The 24,168-nt window shown below is 71.4% G+C and carries 25 protein-coding genes, 1 tRNA gene and 1 pseudogene; 12 read left to right on the top strand and 15 right to left on the bottom strand.

Annotated elements, in window-relative coordinates:
* Positions 1–435 precede the first annotated feature (435 nt).
* Positions 436–954: a MarR family winged helix-turn-helix transcriptional regulator gene (locus AB0C36_RS19210; RefSeq protein WP_358355529.1), complete on the bottom strand. Its 519-nt coding sequence runs from the start codon at positions 952–954 to the stop codon at positions 436–438.
* Positions 955–1,251: 297 nt separating this feature from the next.
* Here AB0C36_RS19210 and AB0C36_RS19205 point away from each other — a divergent pair, with 297 nt between their 5' ends.
* A complete protein-coding gene (locus AB0C36_RS19205; RefSeq protein WP_358355527.1) occupies positions 1,252–2,100 on the top strand; it encodes a SigE family RNA polymerase sigma factor in 849 nt (282 codons plus the stop codon).
* A gap of 304 nt (positions 2,101–2,404) precedes the next feature.
* Complete coding sequence (locus AB0C36_RS19200) at positions 2,405–3,106, top strand: hypothetical protein (RefSeq protein WP_358355525.1); 702 nt, start codon at positions 2,405–2,407, stop codon at positions 3,104–3,106.
* Between the two features lie 155 nt (positions 3,107–3,261).
* Here the strand turns inward: AB0C36_RS19200 and AB0C36_RS19195 are convergent, their stop codons facing one another.
* The gene (locus tag AB0C36_RS19195; protein WP_358355523.1) at positions 3,262–4,452 is read right to left on the bottom strand and encodes a cystathionine gamma-synthase; all 1,191 of its coding nucleotides are present in this window, start codon (positions 4,450–4,452) and stop codon (positions 3,262–3,264) included.
* A gap of 228 nt (positions 4,453–4,680) precedes the next feature.
* On the opposite strand from AB0C36_RS19195, the gene msrA reads away from it, so the two are divergent.
* The 4 genes and pseudogenes from msrA to AB0C36_RS19175 all read left to right on the top strand — a co-directional run bounded on the left by msrA (position 4,681) and on the right by AB0C36_RS19175 (position 7,267).
* On the top strand, positions 4,681–5,313 hold the full coding sequence (gene msrA, locus AB0C36_RS19190) for a peptide-methionine (S)-S-oxide reductase MsrA (RefSeq protein ID WP_358355548.1): 633 nt from the start codon (positions 4,681–4,683) through the stop codon (positions 5,311–5,313).
* Positions 5,306–6,268, top strand: a complete 963-nt coding sequence (locus tag AB0C36_RS19185; protein WP_358355521.1) for a WD40 repeat domain-containing protein — start codon at positions 5,306–5,308, stop codon at positions 6,266–6,268. The genes msrA and AB0C36_RS19185 overlap by 8 nt, the downstream gene beginning before the upstream one ends.
* Before the next feature lie 109 nt (positions 6,269–6,377).
* Positions 6,378–6,476: pseudogene (locus AB0C36_RS19180) on the top strand (peptide-methionine (S)-S-oxide reductase MsrA); the annotation flags it as partial.
* 62 nt (positions 6,477–6,538) lie between these two features.
* Entirely contained in the window at positions 6,539–7,267 is a 729-nt protein-coding gene (locus AB0C36_RS19175; RefSeq protein ID WP_358355520.1) for a hypothetical protein, read from the top strand.
* Between the two features lie 33 nt (positions 7,268–7,300).
* Here AB0C36_RS19175 and AB0C36_RS19170 read toward each other — a convergent pair whose 3' ends face one another.
* From AB0C36_RS19170 to AB0C36_RS19160, 3 genes are all read right to left on the bottom strand, one after another.
* On the bottom strand, positions 7,301–7,858 hold the full coding sequence (locus AB0C36_RS19170; protein ID WP_358355518.1) for a hypothetical protein: 558 nt from the start codon (positions 7,856–7,858) through the stop codon (positions 7,301–7,303).
* A gap of 134 nt (positions 7,859–7,992) precedes the next feature.
* Positions 7,993–8,223: a hypothetical protein gene (locus AB0C36_RS19165; RefSeq protein WP_358355517.1), complete on the bottom strand. Its 231-nt coding sequence runs from the start codon at positions 8,221–8,223 to the stop codon at positions 7,993–7,995.
* 71 nt (positions 8,224–8,294) lie between these two features.
* Complete coding sequence (locus AB0C36_RS19160) at positions 8,295–8,585, bottom strand: hypothetical protein (protein ID WP_358355515.1); 291 nt, start codon at positions 8,583–8,585, stop codon at positions 8,295–8,297.
* A gap of 208 nt (positions 8,586–8,793) precedes the next feature.
* On the opposite strand from AB0C36_RS19160, the gene AB0C36_RS19155 reads away from it, so the two are divergent.
* On the top strand, positions 8,794–9,270 hold the full coding sequence (locus AB0C36_RS19155) for a cupin domain-containing protein (protein WP_358355514.1): 477 nt from the start codon (positions 8,794–8,796) through the stop codon (positions 9,268–9,270).
* 112 nt (positions 9,271–9,382) lie between these two features.
* Here AB0C36_RS19155 and AB0C36_RS19150 read toward each other — a convergent pair whose 3' ends face one another.
* Positions 9,383–9,859 carry an Asp23/Gls24 family envelope stress response protein gene (locus AB0C36_RS19150; RefSeq protein WP_358355512.1) on the bottom strand — a complete coding sequence of 159 codons (477 nt, stop codon included), beginning with the start codon at positions 9,857–9,859 and terminating at the stop codon, positions 9,383–9,385.
* A gap of 295 nt (positions 9,860–10,154) precedes the next feature.
* Between AB0C36_RS19150 and AB0C36_RS19145 the strand changes: the two genes are divergently transcribed.
* Positions 10,155–10,928 (top strand): SDR family NAD(P)-dependent oxidoreductase, encoded by a 774-nt coding sequence (locus tag AB0C36_RS19145; RefSeq protein WP_358355510.1) that lies wholly within the window; start codon positions 10,155–10,157, stop codon positions 10,926–10,928.
* Between the two features lie 146 nt (positions 10,929–11,074).
* Here the strand turns inward: AB0C36_RS19145 and AB0C36_RS19140 are convergent, their stop codons facing one another.
* The 4 genes from AB0C36_RS19140 to AB0C36_RS19125 all read right to left on the bottom strand — a co-directional run bounded on the left by AB0C36_RS19140 (position 11,075) and on the right by AB0C36_RS19125 (position 14,759).
* The gene (locus AB0C36_RS19140) at positions 11,075–11,317 is read right to left on the bottom strand and encodes a chaplin (RefSeq protein WP_358355509.1); all 243 of its coding nucleotides are present in this window, start codon (positions 11,315–11,317) and stop codon (positions 11,075–11,077) included.
* A gap of 267 nt (positions 11,318–11,584) precedes the next feature.
* Positions 11,585–11,905, bottom strand: coding sequence for a hypothetical protein (locus AB0C36_RS19135; RefSeq protein ID WP_358355507.1), 321 nt, complete (start codon positions 11,903–11,905; stop codon positions 11,585–11,587).
* Between the two features lie 180 nt (positions 11,906–12,085).
* Positions 12,086–13,144 carry a GNAT family N-acetyltransferase gene (locus AB0C36_RS19130; RefSeq protein WP_358355505.1) on the bottom strand — a complete coding sequence of 353 codons (1,059 nt, stop codon included), beginning with the start codon at positions 13,142–13,144 and terminating at the stop codon, positions 12,086–12,088.
* A 235-nt stretch (positions 13,145–13,379) separates the two neighbouring features.
* Complete coding sequence (locus AB0C36_RS19125) at positions 13,380–14,759, bottom strand: cystathionine beta-synthase (RefSeq protein WP_358355546.1); 1,380 nt, start codon at positions 14,757–14,759, stop codon at positions 13,380–13,382.
* A 228-nt stretch (positions 14,760–14,987) separates the two neighbouring features.
* Between AB0C36_RS19125 and AB0C36_RS19120 the strand changes: the two genes are divergently transcribed.
* From AB0C36_RS19120 to AB0C36_RS19110, 3 genes are all read left to right on the top strand, one after another.
* Complete coding sequence (locus tag AB0C36_RS19120) at positions 14,988–16,172, top strand: SGNH/GDSL hydrolase family protein (RefSeq protein WP_358355503.1); 1,185 nt, start codon at positions 14,988–14,990, stop codon at positions 16,170–16,172.
* A gap of 142 nt (positions 16,173–16,314) precedes the next feature.
* Entirely contained in the window at positions 16,315–17,535 is a 1,221-nt protein-coding gene (locus AB0C36_RS19115) for an acetyl-CoA C-acetyltransferase (RefSeq protein WP_358355502.1), read from the top strand.
* Between the two features lie 613 nt (positions 17,536–18,148).
* Positions 18,149–18,583: a hypothetical protein gene (locus AB0C36_RS19110; RefSeq protein ID WP_358355500.1), complete on the top strand. Its 435-nt coding sequence runs from the start codon at positions 18,149–18,151 to the stop codon at positions 18,581–18,583.
* A 19-nt stretch (positions 18,584–18,602) separates the two neighbouring features.
* Here AB0C36_RS19110 and AB0C36_RS19105 read toward each other — a convergent pair whose 3' ends face one another.
* Positions 18,603–19,040 (bottom strand): hypothetical protein, encoded by a 438-nt coding sequence (locus AB0C36_RS19105; RefSeq protein WP_358355498.1) that lies wholly within the window; start codon positions 19,038–19,040, stop codon positions 18,603–18,605.
* 109 nt (positions 19,041–19,149) lie between these two features.
* Between AB0C36_RS19105 and AB0C36_RS19100 the strand changes: the two genes are divergently transcribed.
* The gene (locus tag AB0C36_RS19100; protein WP_358355496.1) at positions 19,150–19,383 is read left to right on the top strand and encodes a DUF4287 domain-containing protein; all 234 of its coding nucleotides are present in this window, start codon (positions 19,150–19,152) and stop codon (positions 19,381–19,383) included.
* Positions 19,384–19,603: 220 nt separating this feature from the next.
* On the opposite strand, the gene AB0C36_RS19095 is transcribed toward AB0C36_RS19100, so the two are convergent.
* From AB0C36_RS19095 to AB0C36_RS19080, 4 genes are all read right to left on the bottom strand, one after another.
* Entirely contained in the window at positions 19,604–20,491 is an 888-nt protein-coding gene (locus AB0C36_RS19095) for a Bax inhibitor-1/YccA family membrane protein (RefSeq protein ID WP_358355495.1), read from the bottom strand.
* 391 nt (positions 20,492–20,882) lie between these two features.
* Positions 20,883–20,964, bottom strand: a tRNA-Leu gene (locus AB0C36_RS19090).
* Positions 20,965–21,036: 72 nt separating this feature from the next.
* Positions 21,037–22,299, bottom strand: coding sequence for a class I SAM-dependent methyltransferase (locus tag AB0C36_RS19085; protein WP_358355544.1), 1,263 nt, complete (start codon positions 22,297–22,299; stop codon positions 21,037–21,039).
* A gap of 300 nt (positions 22,300–22,599) precedes the next feature.
* On the bottom strand, positions 22,600–23,958 hold the full coding sequence (locus AB0C36_RS19080; RefSeq protein WP_358355493.1) for an NAD(P)/FAD-dependent oxidoreductase: 1,359 nt from the start codon (positions 23,956–23,958) through the stop codon (positions 22,600–22,602).
* Positions 23,959–24,168: the final 210 nt, after the last annotated feature.

Genomic DNA, 24,168 nt, shown 5'->3' with positions numbered 1-24,168 from the left:
CTGTCGGCGGGCCGGGTGGGCCGATCGCCGCGGGTTCTTCGGCTCCGCCTTGCACCGGGTGTCCCCCTGGACCCCCCACGTGCGGCCCGGGTCGATGCGGGCCGAACGTATTGGTGCGGAGCCCCGCGCGGTGAGACCTCCCCCCGGGGCCTCACCGCGCGGCGGTGGCGTTCGGCGTACGGGCGGGGTCCCGTACTTGCCGCCACCGGAACGCCGCGGCGATCGGTGGGTTCATGGTGGCCCGGACGGCCCGCGGGGCGCCTCGGGGACAACCCTGAATCGGACCAAGCTGAAGCCGAAAGCCCGAGTCGGACAGCGTGAGTCGGACAGCCTGAGTCGGAGAGCGTGAGTCGGACAGCGTGAGTCGGCACGGGCCTTCGCGCGCCCCGGGGCTGACGAGCCGTCAGTCGCCCGCGCGCGGTTCTCGGGACGCGCTCAGTCCTCGGACGCGGGTCGCCCTTCGGCCGCGGGCTGCCCCTCGGCCCCCGCACGCGCCGCCTGGCGCCGCACCATCGCCTGGTTGAACCGGGCCAGCAGCTCGGTGAACCGCTCGCGGTCCTCCGCCGCCCAGTCGTCGCACATCTCGGCCATCAGCTGGATCCGCGCCCGGCGGACCTGGTGCAGCCGGTCCAGGCCCATCTCGGACAGCCGCAGCAGGACCGCGCGGCCGTCGTCGGGGTTGGGCACGCGGTCGACGTACCCCTGCTCGACCAGCGGCGTCACCTGCCGCGTCACGGTCGACGAGTCGATCGACATGGCTTGTGCGAGTGCCTTCACGCCCATGGGGCCGTCGACTTCGAGGCGGCCGAGCAGCAGGTACGCCGCGCGGTCCATGGTGTAGCGCAATTCGCCGGCCGCGCCCAGGCGGGTCTGCTCGGCACGCCGCGCGAACAGCGCGACCTCGTGCTGCATCCGGTCGTACAGCGCGTCGTCGGGCGCCAGGTCGGGTGTCATTGCGGCTCACTCGTCGTGGGGATGTGGTGGCACGAAGGATAGGGCCCCGACCGGCACGGCGTACCGGATGCCGCTCACCGCATCCCGCGCATGTCGCCCGCGGAGGCGGGCGTGCGGCCCGCGCAACCGGGCAGCGTGAAACGGACGTTCCGGGATCGATCGAATGATCTTCGCGAGGAGGAATCCTCGTGAAACCGGTCCAGATATGCGCCTACGCGTGATATTCCGGTCAAGGGAATCTATTGGCTCCCCTGGTGGAACAAGTGCACATCACAAGCCGCACCGCCGGGAGGTGTCGTGCATCGCCGCGATCAACGTGAGTTCGACGCGTTCGTCCGCGCCGTGGGGGACCGGCTGCTGCATACCGCCGAACTCCTGACCGGCGATCCGGTACGTGCGGAGCGGCGGGTCAACAGGGCGCTGGCCCGCACCTATCTCAAGTGGCGGCACTCGGCGGAGTCGGATCCGACGCGCATCGCGCACCGGGCACTGGTGGCCGGATACCTGGACCCGTGGCGGCCGTTGCCGTGGCGGCCGCAGCCGACGCGGGGGCCGGGCCGAGGGTGGGCGGCCGGTTCCGCGGAGGTCTGGGCGGGAGTCGCACCGGGGGCCGGAGTCGGCGCCGCGGTCGGGGCCGGCGAACCGGGCTCGTGCACGGACGCCGAGGCGGAACGGGCTCGCGACGAGGTGCTGCGGGGGCTGGACGGGCTGACGCGGTTGGAGCGTGCGGTCACGGTGCTGCGGGCGTACGCGCGGCTCGACGAGTTCGACACCGCCGAAGCGCTGGCGGTGCGCGAGGCGACGGTGCGCTCGGCGTACGGACGGGCCGCGGCTCGCCTGGCCGCGGCCGCGGGTGTGGGCACCGCCGCGCAGCCCGGCGGCGCGAACCGACGGCGGTCGAGGGAAACGATCACGTGGACCGCGGGCGTCGGCGTCACCCACGGGCAGACGCTCGCGCCGGGCGCTCCGGACTCCGCGGCCTCGTCGGTCGCGGCCGGTGCGGCTGCCGAGTTCGACACGTTCGGCTCGGTCGGCTCGGTTGGCTCGGTCGACACGTTCGGCTCGTCAGCCGCATCCACCACATCTGCCTCTTCGGGGGAGGTGGGTCGCATGCACCCGAGTGGCGGCACGAAACCACATGTGTAGCACGGGAGTTGGCGACGCCGGCGCGGTGCGGCCGCGGCACGCGGACACGCCGGGCCCACCGGGGCCAAGGAGCGTTTCCCGGACTCCGCGCCGGGCATCGCGTAAGAAGTGGCCGACAAACTCGATGCGGCGCCGGAAACGGCGCCAACAGCCGTGTGTCTCCCGGCTGTCCGGTCCGAGGAGGGCCGATGAGCGAGCGCTGCGACCGAGCCGGTAGGGGCACGCGCCCCGCCACCGCGGCCGCACGGTCCGATGCAGGAGCGAGAACAGGGGTTGGCCTAGGGGCGATGGTGGAGGCGGTGGCATGAGCATCACCATCGAACCGACGCCTGCCGCGCTCCCGCCCGACCAGCCCGTAGGGACGCCGCCCGACTACCCGATGCGCCCGCTGCCTGCGGGTGGTTCGCGACGCGCGCGGCGTACCGCCGCCCGGCTGCGGCTCACCCGGCTGATCGCCGCCGTCGCGGTCGGCGCGGGGCTCGCCGCGGTGGCGGCGGTCACCGTCCCGGCGCCGACGGAACGGCAGGCGGGGCCTGCGCCCGTACCGTCGCCGCCCGGTCCGGAGCCCAGCAACCCGAGTCGCCCCATCCCGCGTACGGCCGTCGGACTGGGCGCGAACGCATGGGTGCACGCCCAGGGTTGGTGCATCGGCGACCTGGCGGCGGACCAGTCGACCGGGGTCGTGAACTCGTGCCGGTTCCTGCCGCGCCCAGGCGGGCTGGACGTGGCGGTCCTGAACCCCGGCGAGTACGCGCCCGCCGGATACTCGCTGGTCGTCGCGGTGGCGATCGGTCCGACCGCGCCGCCCGCGTCGCTGCGGGGGCGCCTCACCGACGCCGCCGGTTCCGGCGACATGGCGACCGACCGGGTGCCGGGGCTGCCCGGGGTCATGTTCCTGTGGGGGTTCAGTCGTACCGGGGCGGTGTCGGTGGAGGTTCTGGAGCCGGACGGCTCGTCGTTCGCGTCGTGCAACGACTGCATGGCGGCGGGGCGCATCGCCACCTGACCCGTCGAACCGGGCCGACCCGGACGGGCCGACGAGCCGGGGCCGGGACTCGCCCTCGAGGCAAGCCCCGGCCCCGCTTGCCGGTGCCGAATGTCAGGTGTCAGGTGTCAGGTGTGAGGTGTCAGGTGTGAGGTGTCGGGTGCCTGATGTCGGCGTCAGCGCAGTGCCTGCTCCAGGTCGGCCAGCAGGTCGTCGGCGGACTCGATGCCGACGGACAGGCGTACCAGATCCGCCGGGACCTCCAGCGCCGAACCGGCCGCCGACGCGTGTGTCATGCGCCCCGGGTGCTCGATCAGCGACTCGACGCCACCCAGCGACTCGCCGAGCGTGAACAGCTGGGCGCGGTTGCAGACGTCGACGGCGCGCTGCTCGCCGCCGGTCACCCGGAACGACACCATGCCGCCGAAGGCCTTCATCTGCTTGACCGCGACGTCGTGGCCCGGGTGGCCGGGCAGGCCCGGGTACAGCACCTCGGCGACGGCCGAGTGCCCGCTCAGCAGTTCGACGACGCGCTCGGCGTTGGCGCAGTGCCGGTCCATGCGTACGCCCAGGGTCCGGATCCCGCGCAGCGTCAGCCACGCGTCGAACGGCCCGGCCACCGCACCCATCGCGTTCTGGTGGTACGCCAGCCGCTCGCCGAGCTCCGCGTCGGCCGCGACGAGTGCCCCGCCGACAACGTCCGAGTGGCCGCCCATGTACTTCGTGGTCGAGTGCACGACGACGTCCGCACCGAGCGTCAGCGGCTGCTGCAGATACGGCGACGCGAACGTGTTGTCGACCACCAGCAGCGCCCCCGACTCCAGCGCGATGTCCGCGAGTTGCGCGATGTCCGCGACGCCGAGGAGCGGGTTGCTGGGCGTCTCGCACCAGATGACCTTGGTGACGCCGGGGCGGATCGCCTCGCGCACCGCGTCCGCGTCGCCGGAGTGCGCCGGGGTCCAGTCCAGGCCCCAGCGGTCGAGGACCTTGGCGAACAGGCGGAACGTGCCGCCGTACGCGTCGTTCGGGATCACCACGTGGTCGCCGGGCTTGCACACGGTACGCAGCAGGCAGTCCTCGGCGGCGAGCCCCGACGCGAAGGCGAGGCCCCGCGCGCCGGCCTCCAGCGCGGCGACGCACTCCTCCAGCGCGGTCCGCGTGGGGTTGGCCGAGCGGCTGTACTCGTAGCCGCCGCGCAGGCCGCCGACGCCGTCCTGCTTGTACGTCGACACCTGGTAGATCGGCGGAACGACCGCGCCGGTGAGCGGGTCGGGCTCCTGGCCGGCGTGGATGGCCAGCGTCTCGAAGCCGTGCGGGGTGTGGGGGGTACCGGTGGTGCCGGGATGGCCGGAATTCGCAGCGCTCATGACGCAACGCTAATGGGTCCCGCCCACCTCCCCCGCGCCGTCGCGCGCCGGACGTACCGATCACTCGCTCTTCCCGCGCAACCTGTCCGGCATCATCGCGCGGCGGAATCCCGGCACCCCTCGGATTGTTGGCCGTACTGTGTCGTCGCCCGCGACACACCCCTCAACCGCCGGTACCCGACGACGGAGGACGCCGTGCTCTTCGACCGCAGGGACTTCACCCCGCGCATGCCCGACCCCGACGAAGTCCTGAAGGGCCGGGCGGGACGCCCCTTCTCGATTCCGGACCGGCACACGGTGCTCGGCAACCCGCTGGAGGGTCCGTACCCCGAGGGCCTTGAGGTCGCGGACTTCGGCCTGGGCTGTTTCTGGGGTGCGGAGCGCAAGTTCTGGCAGACCCCCGGCGTGTGGACGACCGCCGTCGGCTACCAGGGCGGCACCACACCGAACCCGACGTACGAAGAGGTCTGCAGCGGCCGCACCGGCCACACCGAGGCCGTCCGCGTCGTCTTCGACCCCGCCCAGGTCTCGTACGAAGCCCTCCTCAAGGTCTTCTGGGAAGCCCACGACCCCACCCAGGGCTACCGCCAGGGCAACGACGAAGGAACCCAGTACCGCTCCGCGATCTACACCCACTCCCCCGACCAGGAAGCCGCCGCAAAGTCCTCGCGCGACGCCTACCAGCAGGTCCTGACCAAGGCCCTGCACGACGACATCACCACCGAGATCCTCCCGGCGGACACCTTCTACTTCGCCGAGACATACCACCAGCAGTACCTCGACAAGAACCCCAACGGCTACTGCGGCCTGGGCGGCACCGGCGTCTCCTGCCCCATAGGCGTAGCCAATGCAGATGGCTGAGGAGACGGGTTCGGGGCCGCTGGACGGGTACGTCCTGACCACCGCAGACGAGCCCATGGAGACGGTAACTTTCCACCCCGACGGTCGTCGTCTTGCCGTCACTACTGGCTACTACTGGACTCAGCTGTGGGACATCCACACGCGGGAGACGGTTGGCGAACTTCTCATCGATCACGGTGGCATGAGGGCCATGGCGTTTCAGCCCGACGGCCGACTGCTCGCCACTGCGGGCGTTGTCATACGCCTGTGGGACAGCGACACCCAGCAAGAAACCGGTGTACCCCTCGAGGGATACACCGGTGAAGTGAAGACAATGGCATTCCGCCCCGATGGAAGCCTCCTTGCCTCAGCCGGGTCGGAGGCCACAGTGCGGCTGTGGGACCCCGTGAGGCGCTGTCCGGTCGGCGAGGCCCTCACCGGGCACGACAAGCCGGTGTGGACGATGGCGTTCCACCCCGATGGCCGACTCCTCGCCAGCGGCGGGGAGGACTGCACTGTACGTCTGTGGGACACCGAGGCCCGCCGTCCAGTCGGCGCACCCCTGGCCACGCGCCAAGACTGGGTGTTCAGTGTGGCGTTCCACCCTGGCGGCCACCTCTTCGCCACCGGCGGCCAAGACGGCACCGTACGAATGTGGGACACACAGACCCGCAGCCCGATCGGCGACCCTCTGATCGGGCACAAAGGGTCGGTCTTCTCACTGGCGTTCCACCCCGATGGCCGACTGCTCGCCACTGCGGGTGACGACGGCACCGTCCGCCTCTGGGACGCCCACACACGCCAACCTTTCGGCGACCCCTACAACGCGCACAACAACCCGACCGTCTACGCGGACGGCACTCCACGAATTTGGGGCAATACCCTCTACACCGTCGCGTTCAACCGCGACGGCAGCATGATGGCGAGTTGCGACCACAGCGGCAACGTACGCGTGAGACCGACACCGTCCGCATGACCAAGCACTCCCTCCAAGACCCGGCCCAACGGCGCCCGAACCAAGGTCGTGTCTTCAAATTCCCGCCGGGTCTTTGAAGACACTTCCCAGGCGATGCAGTCGCAGACACTGGCACCGGCAGTACCTCGGCAAGAACCTCAACGGCTACTGCGGCCTAGGCGGCACCGGAGTCACGTGCCCCATCGGCGTCGCCAAAGCCAACGGCTGAGGAAGCCTCGGCTGGCCTGGTGACCGGCGGCGGGCTGGGGGGTGGGTCGGGATCATGGGTGGATGCGAGAGGAATTGCGTCGGCTGTCTGACCTGTGGTCGGTGACGCCGCCCGGTGCGACGGCGTGGTTGCTGGAGCTGTGCGGCGACGGGGTGACCGGGTTCATGCCGCCTGCGATGCCCGATTCCGCCTGGGTGCTCAACGCCATGTACGAGCGCGAACACGCGCCCGGGATCGCTCTCGACATTGGCGGTACGGCCCCGGGTGGTGGCTTGGGGCGTGCCGAGAATCCCGGTCCTGGTTGGCGGCGGCTGCGCTGGGCGGAACTGGCCCGGCGGACCGGGAACCCCGTGGTGCCCGAGGGCCTGCTGCCCTGCTATCGGTGCCTCCCCTTCTCCCCGAAGGAGGGCAGTCGGCTGCCGGACATCGCGCTGCCTACCGAGGGCAGCCTGGACCGTGAGACCTGGAACCGGCTTATCGGCATCCTCGCCGAGTGCAGTCCTGCCGGACCGGACACGCCTTGTATGGCCTACTACAGCCCGCTGTTGCTCGGGGTCGCCGACTTCGACAACCTCCTCATACGCTCCGGCCGCCTCGGTGACGCCGAGGTCTTGTACGACCATCCCGAGGTCGACTTCAGCCCGTCCAATCTCTGGGCCGAGGACCGCTCTTGGGTCCTGTGCACCGACTACGACCTGTGGGCGACGAAGGTCGCCGGGCACCCGGATCTCGTCGACGCGCTGCTGAACGACACCGAGATCGAGGCCCTGCGCCTGCCCTGGACCCCCTGACCGACCCATGACAAGTCACGGACCACGCCAGGTTCATGGGTTCGCGGGTAGCTCCTTGCCGGTAAGGAGCAGCGTCAGGGCCGCCGACATGCCGACCAGCCAGCAGCACAACATGGTCACCGGTTGGCCGAAGGAACCCGCGGCCACAAAGCCGACCATGGCTGCGGTGAGTACCGCCGCGGCGGCGCGCCGAAGGGTGCCGCCCTCGGCGCACGCGCGGCGGAGCCACCCGGATCTCGTCCACAGTTGCAGCAGTCCGACCGCGGCGATCAGAAACCACATCACGATGACCGGAGTGGGGAATCGCTCCGGGAATCCGGGCCCCTGCCGTCCTCGGGACAGCTCGAACACGCCCCACGCCAAGGCGATCGGCCCCACCAGCGCGAAGAGGCCGGCTCCCGCGCGAAGGAACGCGACGGCTCGTCGGGTCGGGTCTCGGTGCGCGGCGAACCACATACTTCGCGCGGCCAACCCGTAGACGCGCCGGGCGGCGCCGCGGAAGTCCGTCGCGATGACGACACCGAGGGCCGTGGCTCCGATCCCCCAGGCCATCAGAAAGAGCCCGTCCTGTGCCGCGCCGATTGCCACCATCGCCCCCTCGCCGGTCCCCGCTCGGCGACGGTACGCGGCGGCGCAGGCCGGCCGTCATGCCCGGTCCCGGCAACGTGCACGGCCTGAATCTGCCGAGTTCAGGGCCAACTCTGCCGGGTCCTTCCGCGGCGGGGTCAGTGGAAGGACTTGGTGGACTCGGGGGCGGTGAGGCCGGCGGTGGCTTCGGTGCCGGCGCCGTGGACGCCCCAGAGGCCGCCCACGGCGCGGGCGGTGGTGGTGTGGGCCCGCTCCGTGGCGAGGCCTTCCACGGTCGTGGTGCGGGACGGGCTGCGGCGGGTGACCAGGATGGTCAGGGCGATGAGCGCCGCTGCCAGGGCGGCGGCGAACAGGGCGATGGTGACCATGGCTGCTCCGATCGGCGTACGTCTCGTCCTGATGCCCGGTGCCGGGCGGGCCCAACCGGGTGGGTCGCGGGTCAGCGGTCTATCGCGGCGAGGCCCTTCTGCAGGTCTTCGAGGTTCATGACGGGACGTATCGCGACCGACATGCCGTTGGCGAACAGGCGTTCGCCGATGGCCGGCATCTGCGAGGAGTCCTGCATGTCGAACACGAAGAAGCAGGTGCGTTGCCCGTTCGTGGTGGTGAAGTAGGCCGCTTCGGGCTTGATCTGCTCGACGAGGGATTGCAGCAGTTTCGGCATTGTGCCGTCGGCAATTGCCTGGTTGGCCGCGTCGTTGTCCATACGTCCGGTCAGCAGCACGCGCATGACGTTCACCTGGTTTCGGCGCGGACCGCGCACGGCGTCGTGGGAGGCGGCGCTTCGGGCGTACCCGGTCGCGCGTGGTTCCAGGGTCTCTCCGCCGCGGCGTGCGGGGCAAGAGCGCGGCACGGTGCTGCTGTGGGCGTCCGGGTGGTCACGCGCGGATACTGGGAGGGCAGGACAACGCAGGTCCTCCGGGGGTTCAGGAGGCGTCATGACCAGCGGAGACAGGCGGTACATGCTGAAGGCCGGGGAGGGCCTCGGCGGCTCGCGCACGTTCCTCGGACAGCCGTTGCGGATGCTGGCGACCGGGCGCGAGACGGGCGACGAGGTCACCGTGTTCGAGCGGCGGGCCGAACATGCGTTCAGTACCCCGTGGCATGTGCACCACATCGAGGACGAGGCGTTCTACGTGCTGTCCGGCGAACTGGAGGTCGCGTGCGGCGACGCGCGCTGGCGGGCCGAGACCGGTGCGTTCGTGTTCCTGCCGCACAGCGTGCCGCACGCGTTCCGGGTGGTGTCGGACGAGGCGGTGACGCTGCACCTGACGCAGCCGTCCGGATTCGAGGAGTTCGCCGCCGAGATGGCGGACACCGAGCTGTCGGACGCGAATCTGCCGGCGGTCGCCGAGGCCGCGCACCGGGCCGGCTACGAGGTGCTGGGTCCGTCGCCGTTCCCGCCCGGGAAGTGAAACGGGGGTACGGCGGCCGCCCCTCTGCGACCGCCGTACCCCCGGCCTCCCGCCAGAAGAGGCCGTTCCAGGGATCCCCCGTGTACGGGCTGCTGCGCGGGTTTCCGCGGGACTACTGCAGCGACCGGCCCGACGAGCTGTCGTCGTCGCCCATGTCGATGTAGATGTCGTCGACAGACAGGTTGACCTCGACGACCTCAAGGCCGGTCATGCGCTCCACGGCCTCGATGATGTTCTCCCGGACCGCGTGCGCGACCTCCGAGATGGCGACGCCGTATTCGACGATGATCGTCAGGTCCACCGCGCACTGCCGCTCGCCGACCTCGACGCTCACGCCCTGCGCGACGTTGGGCTTGCCGCCCGGGACGCGCTGGCGCACCGACGCGAACGCCCGCGAGACACCCTTGCCGAGGTCGTGCACGCCGGAGATCTCGCGGGCCGCGATGCCGGAGATCTTGGCGACCACGGAGTCGGCGATCGCGGTACGCCCCTTGTCGGACTCGAGCGCCGACACCTGGATCGAGTGGCCGGACGAGGAGCCGGACGGTGCGTTTCCGGCCTCGGCCGCCTTGATCGGGCGCTCTGCCATGGGGAACCTCTTTCATCGTGCGCGATTGGTCGTTCGCGATTGGTCGGTCGCGCTTTGTCGTCCGCGGACGGTGCGCGGTCCTGCGTACAAGTCCCAGACATTCCCCGGATTCGTTCCCGGCATTCCCCTGCAAATCACATCAATCACGCGCATGGGTGAAGCTCGGGGGCCTACCCGCCACTGGAACGTGTTTCAATTCGCCGACCGAAGCACTTGAACCGGCGGCGTCTTGCGCATCTGATGGGGTCAGACGACCCCGGGCGGGCCACCGGCCGCCCATGCGAGGAGGAAAGCAGTGGAGAGGTTCCAGGATCGGCGCATCATCGTCACGGGCGGCGGGTCGGGTATCGGCCAGGCGACCGTCCTGCGCCTGCTGCGCGAGGCGGGCACCGTGCACGCGGTCGACGTCAACGCGGACGGGCTGGAGAAGACGCGCGCGATGGCCAAGGAGGCCGGGGTCGACGCGAAGCTGTCGACGGCAGTGCTCGACGTCTCGAACGAGGCGGCGGTCGCGGAGGGCGTCGGCGAGACGGTGGAGCGCCTCGGCGGCCTGGACGTGCTGGTCAACGCCGCGGGCATCCTGCGCGCGGGCCACACCCACAACTTCTCACTGGACGTGTGGAACCAGGTCATCAACATCAACCTGACCGGCACGTTCCTGATGACCCGTGCCGCGCTGCCCGCGCTGCTGGAGACCGGCGAGGGCGCGGTCATCGTCAACTTCAGCTCCACGTCGGCGGCGTTCGCGCACCCCTACATGGCCGCGTACGCCGCGTCCAAGGGCGGCATCGACGCCTTCACGCACGCCATCGCGCTCGAGTACAGCCGCCAGGGCCTGCGCGCGCTGTGCGTCGCACCCGGCAGCATCTCCAGCGGCATCGTCGACGACACCCCCAACCAGGTGCCGGCCGACGCCGAATGGGAGCTGTTCGGCAAGCTCATGCCGCTTATCGGCGAGGGCATGGCGCACCCGGACGTCATCGCGGGCATGATCGCCGCGCTGGCCTCGGAGGACGGCAAGTTCGTCACCGGTACGACGCTGCGCATCGACGGCGGCACGCACGCCTGACGCGCGGCGTACGCACGCCTGACGCGCGCGGTACGCACGGTTCGACGCGCAACCCCGGCACGACGACGGCGGGCGCCGGACAGGGACTGGTGGTCCCGTCCGGCGCCCGCCGCACGTTTGCGGCCTTCGCCGCGCCTGACGCCAGGTCAGCCGTAGTTCACGCAGGTGTTGCCGAACGCGGGGTTCAGCAGACCGATGACGTTGACCGTGTTGCCGCACACGTTGACCGGAACGTGCACGGGAACCTGGATCTGGTTGCCCGAGGCGACGCCGGGCGAACCCGTGGTCGCGCCGTCGGCGTCCGAGCTGGCGTAGGCGGCGCCCATGCCCGCGGCCAGGAGACCGCCGGCGGCGGCGGAAACGAAGACCGCCTTCTTGACCGTGTTCATTGATCCTCCATGTCACAGTGCCGCGCGAACCGGCGCGGCATCCGGGACAACGAAGGAGCTCGGGAGCGGGCAACGCCCCCGAGCGGGATTCACCCGTTGGGAGCCGACAGCGTTACCCGGGGGACGTCGGCTCGTCCCGGCGCGGCACGACCGGTCGTACGGCGTCCGCACCCCGGTCGGGACGGGCCGCCCGCGCGGTCGCAAGACGCGGGGAAAACACGGTGAATGCGCGGGAAAAGGAAAGGTCCGGAACTCGTCCGGGACGTGTCAGGCTTCGTCCTCGTCGACCTCGTCCTCGTCGTCGGGGGCGTACTCGGCGCCCTCCGACTGCCAGCCCGCCTCGCTCAGTTCGGTGCCGGGCACATCGGCGACCAGGCTGAACGGGTCGATCAGGTACGAGACCGACTCGGCCAGGTCGGCGTCGATCGCCGCGAGGGCGTCGGAGCGCTCCTCGGCGGTCAGGTCCTCGTCGCCCTTGACGGCCTCCAAGGCCGCGGCGCGCAGGGCCCCTTCATCGGTGACCTCAAGGACGATGTCCAGGCTCAGCCGGATGAACTGGGGGTTGTCGGATACAGGTGCGGTGTCCATGGCAGGAGCCTAGTGGCGCGAAGCGCGGGACCTTCCGGGTGACGCGCCGTCCGCTTTCCGGCGCGGGCCCGCACGGCCCCGCGCCGCCGGATCGCGCCGGCCGAAGCACCAGCGGGAGCACCGGCCGAGCGCGCAGGCGCGGGGCGGCACCGCGGCACCCGCGGCACCCGCGGCACCAAGTCAGGCGCAGCGCCCCGGCAGCGCGCTCGGCACCACCGGCATGCTGAGCAGCACGACCCCCTCCTCGAAGGTGCGCTGCCCGGCGAGCCCCGCCCGGTCGAACACCCCGAGCATGCGGCGGTTCCCCGGCAGCACGTGGGCGCGGATCTCGGCCATGCCGCGGGACTGCGCGAGCGAACCAAGGCGCCGCAGCAGGGCGGTGCCGAGTCCGCGGCCCTGCCAGGCGTCCTCGACGAGCAGGGCGATCTCGCCGCTGCCGGGTTCGCGGGTGTGCAGGAGCGAGCCGACCGCGGCGATGCCGCCGTCGGGGCGTACCGCGACCAGCGTGACGCCGGCACGCGGCACGAGCAGCCGCTCCAGTGCGTTGCGCGGGAGGTTCGGGATCGAGGTGAAGTAGCGCAGCCGACGGCTCTCCGGCGAGCAGCGGTCGTGCATCAGCTGTACGCCCGCCACGTCGTCGGCCCGACCCGGGCGCACCAGGACCTCCGTGCCGTCGGTGAGCAGCAGCCACGTCCCCGTCGACGCGGACGGCGGCATGGGCGCCTCGGACGGGATGCGCGCGAGCGCGGCGGCACGGGCCGCCTCGGTCATCGTGAAGGGCATGCCGGTACGCGTGACCCGGACCGCCCGCCCGTCCGGCACCGGGACGTACAGCACCTCGGGGTCGCCGGTGTAGACACCGCCGAGGGACGCGTCCGGGTCGATCCACACGGCGTCGGTGGCGCCGAGCAGTTCGGCGAGGGACTGCGGCAGCGCGTCGGGGTGGTCGCGCAGGTGCGCGGCCAACACGAGGGCCTTGGTGGGGCCGTCGACCAGCTCGTGCGCGTCGGCGGGCACCACGACCACGCCGCGCCCGCCGGCGGCGACCAGGCCGTCGCGCAGGTCGCAGTCCTTGACCCGGGCGGGGGTGTGCACGAAGAACTCGTCGACCGGACCGCCTTCGCAGGCCTGGACGTTGAGGGCCAGCACATTGGCGTCCTGGGCGGCGAGTACTGCCGTCAGCCGGGCCAGGCGTCCCGGATCGTCGTCGACCTGTGCGCGAACTCGCCACAGCGCCATGGTTGATCACCTCCGTGCGTGGGTGGGCACGTGAGCAACCCTCACCTGGCCGTGTTACGGGACGGCTACGCGGACATGACCAGACGATTCGGACATGGCCCATCGTGTAAGAACCGCATCTCGGCGCGAGCGGGCATCGAGGACACGGAGGTGACGAGAACACGGAGGTGACGAGAACAGGAATGCAAGCGGACGCGGGGGCGGCGCAGCGCACCACCCCCGCGTACCCCTCGCGTCACGTCCCGGCGAGGTGTCCCAGCAGGTCCTGGCGCGTGACGACGCCCTGCGGCTTGCCGTCGACGAGCACGAGGGCGGCATCCGCCGATTCGAGTACGGCGGCGAGCCGGGAGACCGACTCGCCGGAACCCACCACCGGCATCGGCGACGACATGTGCTTCTCCAGCGGGTCGTCCGACCCCGCGCGGCCGGCGACCAGCGCGTCGAGCAGGTCGCGCTCGGCGATCTTGCCGACCACCTCGGCGGCCATCACGTCCGGGTGCCCCGCGCCCGGCTTCACCACCGGCATCTGGCTCACGCCGAACTCCCGCAGGATGCCGATCGCCTCGCCGACGCTCTCGTCCGGGTGCACGTGCACGAGGGCCGGCAGGTCGCCCTGCTTGCGCGACAGGACGTCGGCGACCTTGGCCTCGCCCGGTGCCGCCTCCAGGAAGCCGTGGTCGGCCATCCACTCGTCGTTGAAGATCTTCGACAGGTAGCCGCGCCCGGAGTCGGGCAGCAGGACCACCACGACGTCGTCCGGGCCGAGGCCCTCCGCCGCGCGCAGCGCCGCGACCACCGCCATGCCGCACGAGCCGCCGACCAACAGGCCTTCCTCGCGCGCGAGCCGACGGGTCATCAGGAACGAGTCGCGGTCCGACACCGCGATGATCTCGTCCGCGACGGTGCGGTCGTACGCCGTCGGCCAGAAGTCCTCGCCGACGCCCTCCACGAGGTACGGCCGACCGCTGCCGCCCGAGTACACCGACCCCTCCGGGTCCGCCCCGATCACGCGCACCGCGCCGCCGGAGACCTCCTTGAGGAAGCGCCCGGTGCCGCTGATGGTCCCGCCGGTGCCCACGCCCGCGACGAACGCGGTGACGCGCCCTTCCGTCTGCTCCCAGATCTCCGGGCCGGTGGCGACGTAGTGCGACTCCGGGTTGTGCGGGTTGGAGTACTGGTCCGGCTTCCATGCCCCCGGCGTCTCGCGCACCAGGCGGTCGGACACGTTGTAGTACGAGTCCGGGTGCGCCGGGTCGACGGCGGTCGGGCAGACCACCACGTCGGCGCCGTACGCCCGTAGCACGTTGATCTTGTCGGTGCTCACCTTGTCGGGGCACACGAAGATGCAGCGGTAGCCGCGCTGCTGGGCGACCATCGCGAGGCCCACGCCGGTGTTCCCGGACGTCGGCTCGACGATCACGCCGCCCGGCTGGAGCTGCCCCGACGCCTCGGCGGCGTCGATCATGCGCACCGCGATGCGGTCCTTCACCGAGCCGCCGGGGTTGAGGTACTCGACCTTGGCCAGCACGGTCGCCTGCAGTCCTTGCGTGACGCTGTTGAGCCTGACCAGGGGGGTGTTGCCGATCAGGTCGAGCATCGAGTCGACGTAGCGCACAGGGCTCCTCTTCACGTCCTTCCCTGGTCCGCCAGGGTGACCGGGGTGACCGGTCAACGGACACCTTAGGACGAAATATCCCGGGTGATACCCCGGGTGGCTCTCTCCACCGGCCTTGCGGGGAATGGCGCGTCGTGACCGTCGGTTAGGGTCGTCGCACGGCTTGCCGAAGCGCGCGACGGGAGGAGTCCGGCCGATGAACACCCCGACCACTTCCGGACCGCCGCGATGATCCGGACCAGGACCGCGCGCCGGATCGCCGCGGCCGCCGCGTTCGGCGGCGGCGGCGTCGGCATCCTGACCGGTGCGATGGTCGCGGTGCTGTATACCGAGGCCAAGATCGCCCGGCGTACCGTCGGCGTACCGGTCGGCCAACCGCCCACCGCGGACGGCGTGTACGGCGAGTTCCCGGAGTTCGACGGCCCGCCGATCCGCCTCGCGGTGCTCGGCGACTCCTCGGCGGCCGGGCTCGGCGTCGACAACCCGCTGCACACCCCCGGCGCGCTGCTGGCGTGCGGGCTCGCGGCGGTCGCGGAGCGGCCCGTACAGCTGGTCAACGTGGCGAAGTCCGGTGCGCAGTCGTCGGACCTGGAACGCCAGGTCACGCTGGCGCTGGAGGCCGAGCCCGAGGTCGCGATGATCATGGTGGGCGCCAACGACGTGACCCACCAGGTACGCCCCGCCGACTCGGTACGCCGCCTGGAGCAGGCCACGCGCCGCCTGCTCGCGGCCGGCACCGAGGTCGTCGTCGGCACCTGCCCCGACCTGGGCACCATCGAGCCGATCGCGCAGCCGCTGCGCTACCTGGCCCGGCAGTGGAGCCGCAGCCTGGCCGCCGCGCAGACCATCGCGGTGGTCGAGGCGGGCGGGCGCACGGTGTCCATCGGGGCGCTGCTGGGCCCGGAGTTCGCCGCGCGGCCCGGCGACCTGTTCGGCCCGGACCGGTTCCACCCGTCCGCGGAGGGCTACTCGACCGCGGCGATGGCGATCCTGCCGTCCGTGTGCGCGGCGCTCGACCTGTGGCCGCTGGACGAGGAGCGTCCGGACAGCTTCCGCGGCGAGGGCGTGCTGCCGATCGCGGTCGCGGCGGTGGAGGCCGTCGAGGAGGGCGGCACCGAGGTCGCCGGCACCCAGGTCGCCGGGAACGAGCGCGGCCCCCGCGGCCGCTGGGCCCTGCTGCGGCACCGCCGCCGCCGGCGCATCCCGGCGCCCACACAGTCCGACGAGCAGGCCGACGGGCAGGCCGAGGGGCAGATCGAGGGCCAGGCCGACGGGCAGGCGGCCGGGAAGACGGAAGGGCAGGCCGAGGGGCAGGCGGGCGACGGCAAGGAGCGCAAGGGCGCGACCGGCACCGGACCGGGCGGCCGGGACGCGGCGGAGGGTACCGACGCGCCGTCGAGTAGCCTGATCTGACTGGCCGTCAGGTCGGACGTGGGGCAGATCGCACGGCGAATGCGCGCCGACCCCCTCGCCACCTCGACTACCAGGAAGTAGCTTCAGCTCCAGACGAGAGACCACCCCTGTCCTCGTACCGAGACGGCCAAGGAGTAGTCCCATGCCCGAAGCAGTCATTGTCGCCACCGCGCGTTCGCCGATCGGCCGCGCCTTCAAGGGCTCGCTCAAGGACGTGCGTCCCGACGACCTGACCGCGCTGATGGTCAAGGCCGCGCTCGACAAGGTCCCCTCGCTGGACCCGCGGGACATCGACGACCTGATGCTCGGCTGTGGCCTCCCCGGCGGCGAGCAGGGCTTCAACATGGGCCGCAACGTGGCCGTGATGCTCGGCTTCGACCACCTGCCCGGCACCACGATCACCCGCTACTGCTCGTCGTCGCTCCAGACGACCCGCATGGCGCTGCACGCCATCAAGGCCGGCGAGGGCGACGTGTTCATCTCGGCGGGTGTGGAGATGGTCAGCTCGACCCGTACCAAGGGCTCCAGCGACTCGATCCCGGACACCAAGAACCCGCTGTTCGCGGACGCCGCCGCGCGTACCGCCGCCGCGGTCGAGAACGGCGACACGTGGGTCGACCCGCGTGAGTCGGGGCTGCTGCCGGACGTCTACATCGGCATGGGCTTCACCGCCGAGAACCTGGCACAGGCCAAGGGCGTCACGCGCGAGGACCAGGACGAGTTCGCGGTCCGCTCGCAGAACCTGACCGAGAAGGCCATCGCGGACGGCTTCTGGGCCAAGGACATCACGCCGGTCACGCTGGCCGACGGCACCGTGGTCACCAAGGACGACGGCCCGCGTGCGGGCACCACGCTCGAAGGCGTCTCGCAGCTCAAGCCGGTCTTCCGCCCCGACGGCACGGTCACGGCCGGCAACGCGTGCCCCCTCAACGACGGCGCCGCCGCGGTCGTGGTCATGTCCGACACCAAGGCGCGCGAGCTGGGCCTGACCCCGCTGGCCCGCATCGTGTCCACCGCGGTCACCGGCCTCTCGCCGGAGATCATGGGGTACGGCCCGGTCGAGGCCTCGCGCCTCGCCCTCAAGCGCGCCGGCCTGACCACCGCGGACATCGACCTGGTCGAGATCAACGAGGCGTTCGCGGCGCAGGTCATCCCGTCCTACCGCGACCTGGGCTTCGAGGTGGACAAGGTCAACGTCAACGGCGGCGCGATCGCGATCGGCCACCCGTTCGGCATGACCGGCGCGCGCATCACCAGCACGCTGATCAACTCGCTCCAGTGGCACGACAAGCAGTTCGGCCTGGAGACCATGTGCGTCGGCGGCGGCATGGGCATGGCGATGGTGCTGGAGCGCCTGAGCTGACCCTGCTCCGGCCCCACTTGGGACTCCGGACTCGGGGCTCGCGCTCCCGCTCCGGCCGAAAGTCCTGAGACGGACATCTCACGCATCCCCGCGGCGCCCACCTGACCTGCACGTTCTCAGGTGGGCGCCGCGGTTTCCGCACCCCGGCCACCCCGTCACCCGTTCGGCTGACGCCAAAGGTCCCCGCAGGTCAGGACGTCGCACCCTGCCGCCGACCCCCTGCCGCGGGCGAACCTGGACGTACTCCCCCGGAGACCTGCACAACCCCTGGAGGAGTCCCCCACCCACGCTTGCGAAGGGTCCAGGTTCGCCATGTCGTCGTACGTTGTCCCCGCCCTCATCGCCGCCGCCTGCGCCGCCGGAGTCGCGTTCGCGGCAAAGCACGCGCTGCGCTCCCGGGCCGAGCGCCGGACGAACGAGCTCTGGGACGCGGAGTTCATGGCGGCCCTGTTCGAGGCCGGGTCCGAGGCCGGGTCCGGGACCGAGGCCGAAAAATGCCGGCGACCCGGGGTACGGGGCCGCGCCCGAGCCCGCCTTCGAGGACGTCCCGGAGGGCGCCGCCGCGGCTCCTTCCGAGGTCCCGACGCCCCGCATACCGCGCCAGGATCCCGCGATGGCGGCCCTCACTCCGCCGCCCGCCGCACCCGAGGCCGACGGCGGCGCCGAGGCCGGTGCCGGAGCCGCCGACCTGCCGCCGCTGCGGTTCACCACCCATCACCCGTCGCAGGCCCTGCCCCCGATGCTCCCGGCCCATCTGACCGGCGCGCACCTGCTCGGCGTCGCCGCCCGCGGCACCGCCGTCACGGGACTGCGCTCCGGCACCGCGGGCGGACTGGACGTCTTCGACTTCGCCGACGGCAGTTCGATCGTCGTCATGCCGTCCGACCGCGAGGTGGCCGAACTCGTCGGCGCCGCACTCGCCGAGGGCCAGGAGGTACGCCTGCTCGGCACCTCGGAGGTCGGCGGCGGCCGCTCGCTGACCTTCCAGGTGCACGAGTCGACGGCGTTCTTCCTCGCCGACCGCGTCTACGCCCGCCCCGCGGCCTGACGCACGCGTCGGCGGCGGCTCACACGAGCGCGGCCAGCGCGCGCACCTCGCGCAGCGCAGTCTCCGACACCTCCGCACACACCGCGGCGGCGGCCCGGTCGTCCGACCCGGCCGCCGCTCGCACGCGCGCACCGAGATGCGCCGCGAGGTCGAGCCCCGTCACCGCGATCTGGTCGCCGACCGCGAACACCCCGAGGTCCGGGACCTCGCGGCCGTCCGGGGCGTCGCCGAGAGCGGCCAGCCTGCGGGCCAGCGCGAGGCCCGCCTGAGCGCGCGAACGACCCGAATCTGATGGGTCGTCAGGCGAGACGGGCGCACGCAGCCGGGACTCGGAGAGATGCCGGAAGCGCTCGGCCAGTCTGCGCACCTCCCGGGCCAGCACCGCCACTTCGGAGGGCGCCGAACCGGACCCGTCTCCGGACGGTTGCCGGGGCGTTTCAGCGGGGAGGGTGGACATATCCGGAGCGTACCGTTCGGCGATCGCACCGACTGATGCGCTTCGACCAGTTGCCAACCGTTCGCCCGTCATGCACGCTCGGGTCACGGAACGCTCACCGGAGGCGCTTATGTCCTTGCCGCACTTCTCCGAAGAGACGCACAGGAACCTTCTCGCCCGGGTTCCCTCCGTCACCGGCCGCGAACTCCCCGAATGGTTCAAGGAGATCGACGAGGGCCCCTGTTTCTCCCGCTTCGAGGACCGGGTCCACTGGCTCCAGGACGAACACAGCATCGCGCACGGCCACGCCACCGCGATCATGCGTGAACACGACCGGCGCCGCATGTCGCGCGGCATGCGCTGACCCGGGACACAGCCCCTCAGGAATCTCGACCACCGAGACCTTCGTGGAGAAGTGCGTAGAACAGCTGTGGCGGTGACCCTGTGAAGGGCCACCGCCACTGTGCTGTCACCTACTGCTGTTACTGCTGTTCACCGCGCCTGCCACTCTGCCGGTGACGGGGCGCCGGCGACTCGGCTCTGAGCCGGTACGCCGCACGCGGCAACCGGCGGCAACCGGCGCGCTAGTCGCGGAAGATCGCGAGCAGGCGCAGCAGCTCCAGGTAGATCCAGACGAGCGACAGGGTCAGGCCGAACGCGGCCCGCCACGCCTCGCGCTCCGGGGCGCCCGCCGCCACCAGCTGCTCGACCTCGTGGAAGTCCAGCGACAGGAAGAACGCACCGAGGGCGATGCCGATCACACCGAACACGATGCCCATCGCGCCGCCGCGCACGCCGTCGCCGCCGGCGAAGGCGACGAAGATCAGGTTCACGATCATCAGCAGCACGAACGCGATGGCGATCGCGATACCGATGCGGGCGTACCGCGCGGTGACCCGGATGCGGCCCGACTTGTAGGCCCACAGCATCGCGACGAAGATCGCCGCGGTGCCGAGCACCGCCTGCACCACGATGCCGCTGTACGCGTTCTCGAACGCGTGGCTCGCGGCACCGAGGAAGATGCCCTCCAGTGCGGCGTACCCGATGACCAGCGCCGGGTGGATGGTGCGCCGGAACGTGATGAACATGCCGAGGCCGAACGCCGCGAGCATGGACGCGAAGGCCCACGCGTAGTTCTCGGCGGGCAGCAGGGCCCACGCGCCGGCGCCGAAGACGACGACGGTCAGCAGCGTCAGGGCGGTCTTGGCCACGACGTCGTCGACGGTCATGCGGCCCGTCTGGAGCGGGCCGGCCGACTGCTGCCGGTACATCTGGTTCAGCTGGTCGGGGGTCATCTGCTGGCCGTACGGCGCCTGCTGCTGCCCGTACTGGGCGGTGTTCCCGCCGAACGGGTTGCCGCCGCCGGACGGCTGCTGCCCGTAAGGCGCGCCGTACTGCGGCGCCTGCTGCGGCCCGGCCTGCGGCGCTCCGAAGGCCCCCCGCCGCGAGAGGACCGGGTTGCTGCTCCTCATGTCAACTCCTCCATGCCCCTGCGTCTGTGCGGGGTCTGGCTCAAGGGTAATCGTTCAGTAAAGCCTTGGTGTTACCCGTGAGCAGGATCTCTACCCCATCCGCAGGACGGAGAACTCATCTCCCCATCCTGTGGATGGAGAACGCGCGGGCGACCGTGATTGTGCCCGATGCCGGAGCGGCGTGGTGAGGGACACCCGTCATTGCCGCTCCGGGGCACCGGCATCAGGAGTTCTATGGAACGTTCCCGGGCTCTGCCGCGCGTGACGAGTGCGGTACGGAGGGTTGAGGCGTCGCACGGGGAATCCCTCCCGTGCGGACTCGAACTCTCCCGGCCTGGTCCGACGTGGCGGCGTCGGTGGCGTTTCCCCAGGTCAGAGCCATTTCATCCGGTGCCCGGAGCCGGACTCGAACCGGCACGGCCGTGCGGCCAGCGAGGTTTAAGCTCGCCGTGTCTGCGTTCCACCATCCGGGCGCGATGCCGAGCGTAGCGGCATCGAAGCACCCTGTTGACCACCCGCGCACGACTCGGTCGTCGGACCCGCGCTCACCGGACACGCCGCGCGAGCGTGAGTTGCGAGACGCCGAGGTATCCCGCCCGGAATCCGGCCTCGCAGTAGGCGAGGTAGAACTCCCACATGCGTCGGAACGTCGCGTCGAATCCGAGGCGCTCGACTTCCTCCGCGCGCGCCAGGAAGCCCTCGCGCCACAGGCGCAGCGTCTCCGCGTAGTGCGGCCCGAAGTCGCGGCGCTGGACGACGCGCAGCCGGGTGTGCTCGGCGAGCGCGTCGTCGATCGCCTCGGTCGAGGGGATCAGACCGCCGGGGAAGACGTACTTGTGCATCCACGTCCAGGTGTCGCGGGCCGCGCGCATGCGGTCGTCGGCCATGGTGATGGACTGCACGCACGCCCGGCCGCCGGGGGCGAGCGCCCGGTCGATGGCGGCGAAGTAGGCCGGCCAGTAGCGCTCGCCGACGGCCTCGATCATCTCGACGCTGACCACCGCGTCGTACGTGCCCGACACTTCGCGGTAGTCGCACAGTCGCACGTCGACCCGGTCGGCGACCCCGGCCTCCTCGAAGCGGCGCCGGGCGAGCGTGCGCTGCTCCTCCGACAGCGTGATGGTGACGACCTCCGCGCCCCGGCCGGCGGCCCGCAGGGCGAGTTCTCCCCAGCCGGTGCCGATCTCCAGGACGCGCGTGCCCGCGCCGACAGCCGCGGCGTCGAGCACGGCGTCGATCTTCCGCCGCTGCGCGTCGGCCAGTTCGTCGCCCGGCTCGAAGAGCGCCGAGGAGTAGGTCATCGTCTCGTCGAGGAACAGCGCGAACAGGTCGTTGGAGAGGTCGTAGTGGCGGCTGATGTTGCCGCGGGCTCCAGAGGGGGTGTTCTCCTCGTCGACCGGGCGCACGGCGACGGCCCAGCGGCGCAGCCTCTGCAGCGGCTTGGGGACGAGGCGGTCGAGGCGGCGCGCGAACACGGTGAGCACGCCCGTCGGGTCGTCGGCGTCCCACGCGCCGGTCATCCACGCCTCGCCGAACCCGATCAGGCCGTCGGCGCCGATGCGGCGGTAGAACTCGTCGGGCCGCACGATGCGCATCACCGGGTCGCCGAAGCCGCCGCCGCCGACCACGCGCCCGCCGGGCAGGTGGACGCGAACCCGCAGACCGCGCACGGCGGCCAGGAAGATGCGTTTGGCCACCAGGGCGCGCGCGGGCACGTCCGGGACCTCGGCGAGGCCGGGCCAGCGCCCGGCGTCCGGGGCGCTGCCCGGTTCGGCCGCGGCTCCGGCGGTGCCGGGCGCGGTGCGCAGACGCGGTGCGGAACCGCCGCCCGGACCTCTGCTCGGCTTGCCGGTGCTCGTCGTACTCGTGCTCACTGCGCTCGCCTCACTCCCGCTGCATGTCGACTTTCCTACGTTTCCCGGCAGCGGCGTGAATGACGCTCCATTTAGTCCGTTTGCCGGGCGTACGCAACCGGTTTCGCGCAACCGGTGGGTGCGGAACCGGGTCGTACCCGGGCAACGCGTCAGGGCCCGTACCCCTTCCCGGGGTACGGGCCCTGACGGTCGATCAGGTGCGGTCCGCGCGTCGTGCCGGCGGCCGCCGTGCGGTCAGGCGCTCTTGCTCGCCGCGGCCTCGGGGGCCGGGGCGGGCGGCAGCGCCGCCTCCGCGAACTCGTCGCGCGGGTGCTCCATGGAGCCGAGCGAGACGATCTCGCGGCGGAAGAACATCGCGAGCGTCCAGTCCGCGACGATGCGCGTCTTCCGGTTGAAGGTCGGCATCGCGTACATGTGGTACGTGCGGTGGAACAGCCACGCCGGCAGGCCCTTGAGCTTGAACTTGCCGAACATGATCGCGACGCCCTTGTGCAGGCCGAGGCCGGCGACCGCGCCGAGGTTCTTGTGCTTGTACTCCCCCGGGGGGAAGTCGCGCATCACGCTGATGACGTTGTCGCCGAGCTGCTTGGCCTGGCGTACCGCGTGCTGGGCGTTCGGCGGGCACCAGGCGCCCTCGCCGGCGGCGAGGTCGGGCACCTGCGCGTTGTCGCCGGCCGCGAACACGTGGTCCATGCCGGTGACCTGGAGCGTCGGGCGGGTGTCGACGTGGCCGCGCGGGCCGAGCGGCAGGCCGAAGTCGGCGAGCGCCGGGTTGGGCTTGACGCCCGCGGTCCACACGATGGTGGACGCGTCGAACTCGGTGCCGTCCGACAGCACGCAGTGCTTGTCGACGCAGGACTGGAGCGACGTCTCGAGGTAGAACTCGATGCCGCGCTCCTTGAGCTTCTTCAAGGTCCACTTGCCGAGTTCGTCGCCGACCTCGGGGAGGATGCGGTGCATCGCCTCGACCATGATGAAGCGCATGTCGTCGCGGCTGATGTTCTTGTAGTACTTCACCGCGTCGCGGGCCATGTCCTCGATCTCCGCGAGGGCCTCGATGCCCGCGAAGCCGCCGCCGACGAACGCAAAGGTCAGCGCCTTGCGGCGGATCTCCGGGTCGGTGGTGGAGTCGGCGACGTCGAGCTGGCCGAGCACGTGGTTGCGGAGGGCGATGGCTTCTTCGATGGTCTTGAAGCCGATGCCGTTCTCCGCGAGACCGGGGATCGGGAACGTGCGGGATATGGAGCCGAGGGCGACGACCAGGTAGTCGAACTCGTGGTCGTACGCCTCGCCGACGAGCGGGACGATGCGGGCGACCTTGCGGTCCTGGTCGATGACCGTGACCCGGCCGGTGACGACGTCGGCCTTGGGAAGGGCGCGACGCAGCGGGACGACGACGTGGCGCGGCGAGAGGCTTCCCGCGGCCGCCTCGGGCAGGAAGGGCTGGTACGTCATGTACGACCGCGGGTCCACGACCGTGACGGAGACCTCTCCGTACTTGGCCTTCTTGAGGATGCGCTGTGCGGCGTACAGGCCGACGTACCCGCCGCCGACGACGAGGATGCGGTGGCGACGGTCCTTGTTGCTGCTCATGTACGGAAGTATCCCGGAGCTGGAGGGGGTCCGGTCGGGAGCCCGCTGGATGCCTGCCCGCATCCCCGTGATACCCTGCGCGGTTTTGTTTTCCGGGGCGCCCGCCTGCGGTTGTCCGGGCCGTCGACCCCGAACGCCTTGGTATCCCAACCGGGCCCCCGGAACAGGGCGGTGACCTGCAACGATCCACGCGGGCCGGGATCTCCCGCA

Origin of the sequence: Streptodolium elevatio (genome assembly GCF_040649515.1) — a bacterium.
In the GTDB taxonomy this organism is placed as follows: Bacteria; Actinomycetota; Actinomycetes; order Streptomycetales; family Streptomycetaceae; genus Yinghuangia; species Yinghuangia elevatio.
The sequence above is the reverse complement of the archived record's forward strand: the minus strand, read 5'-3'. Positions and strand labels throughout refer to the sequence as shown.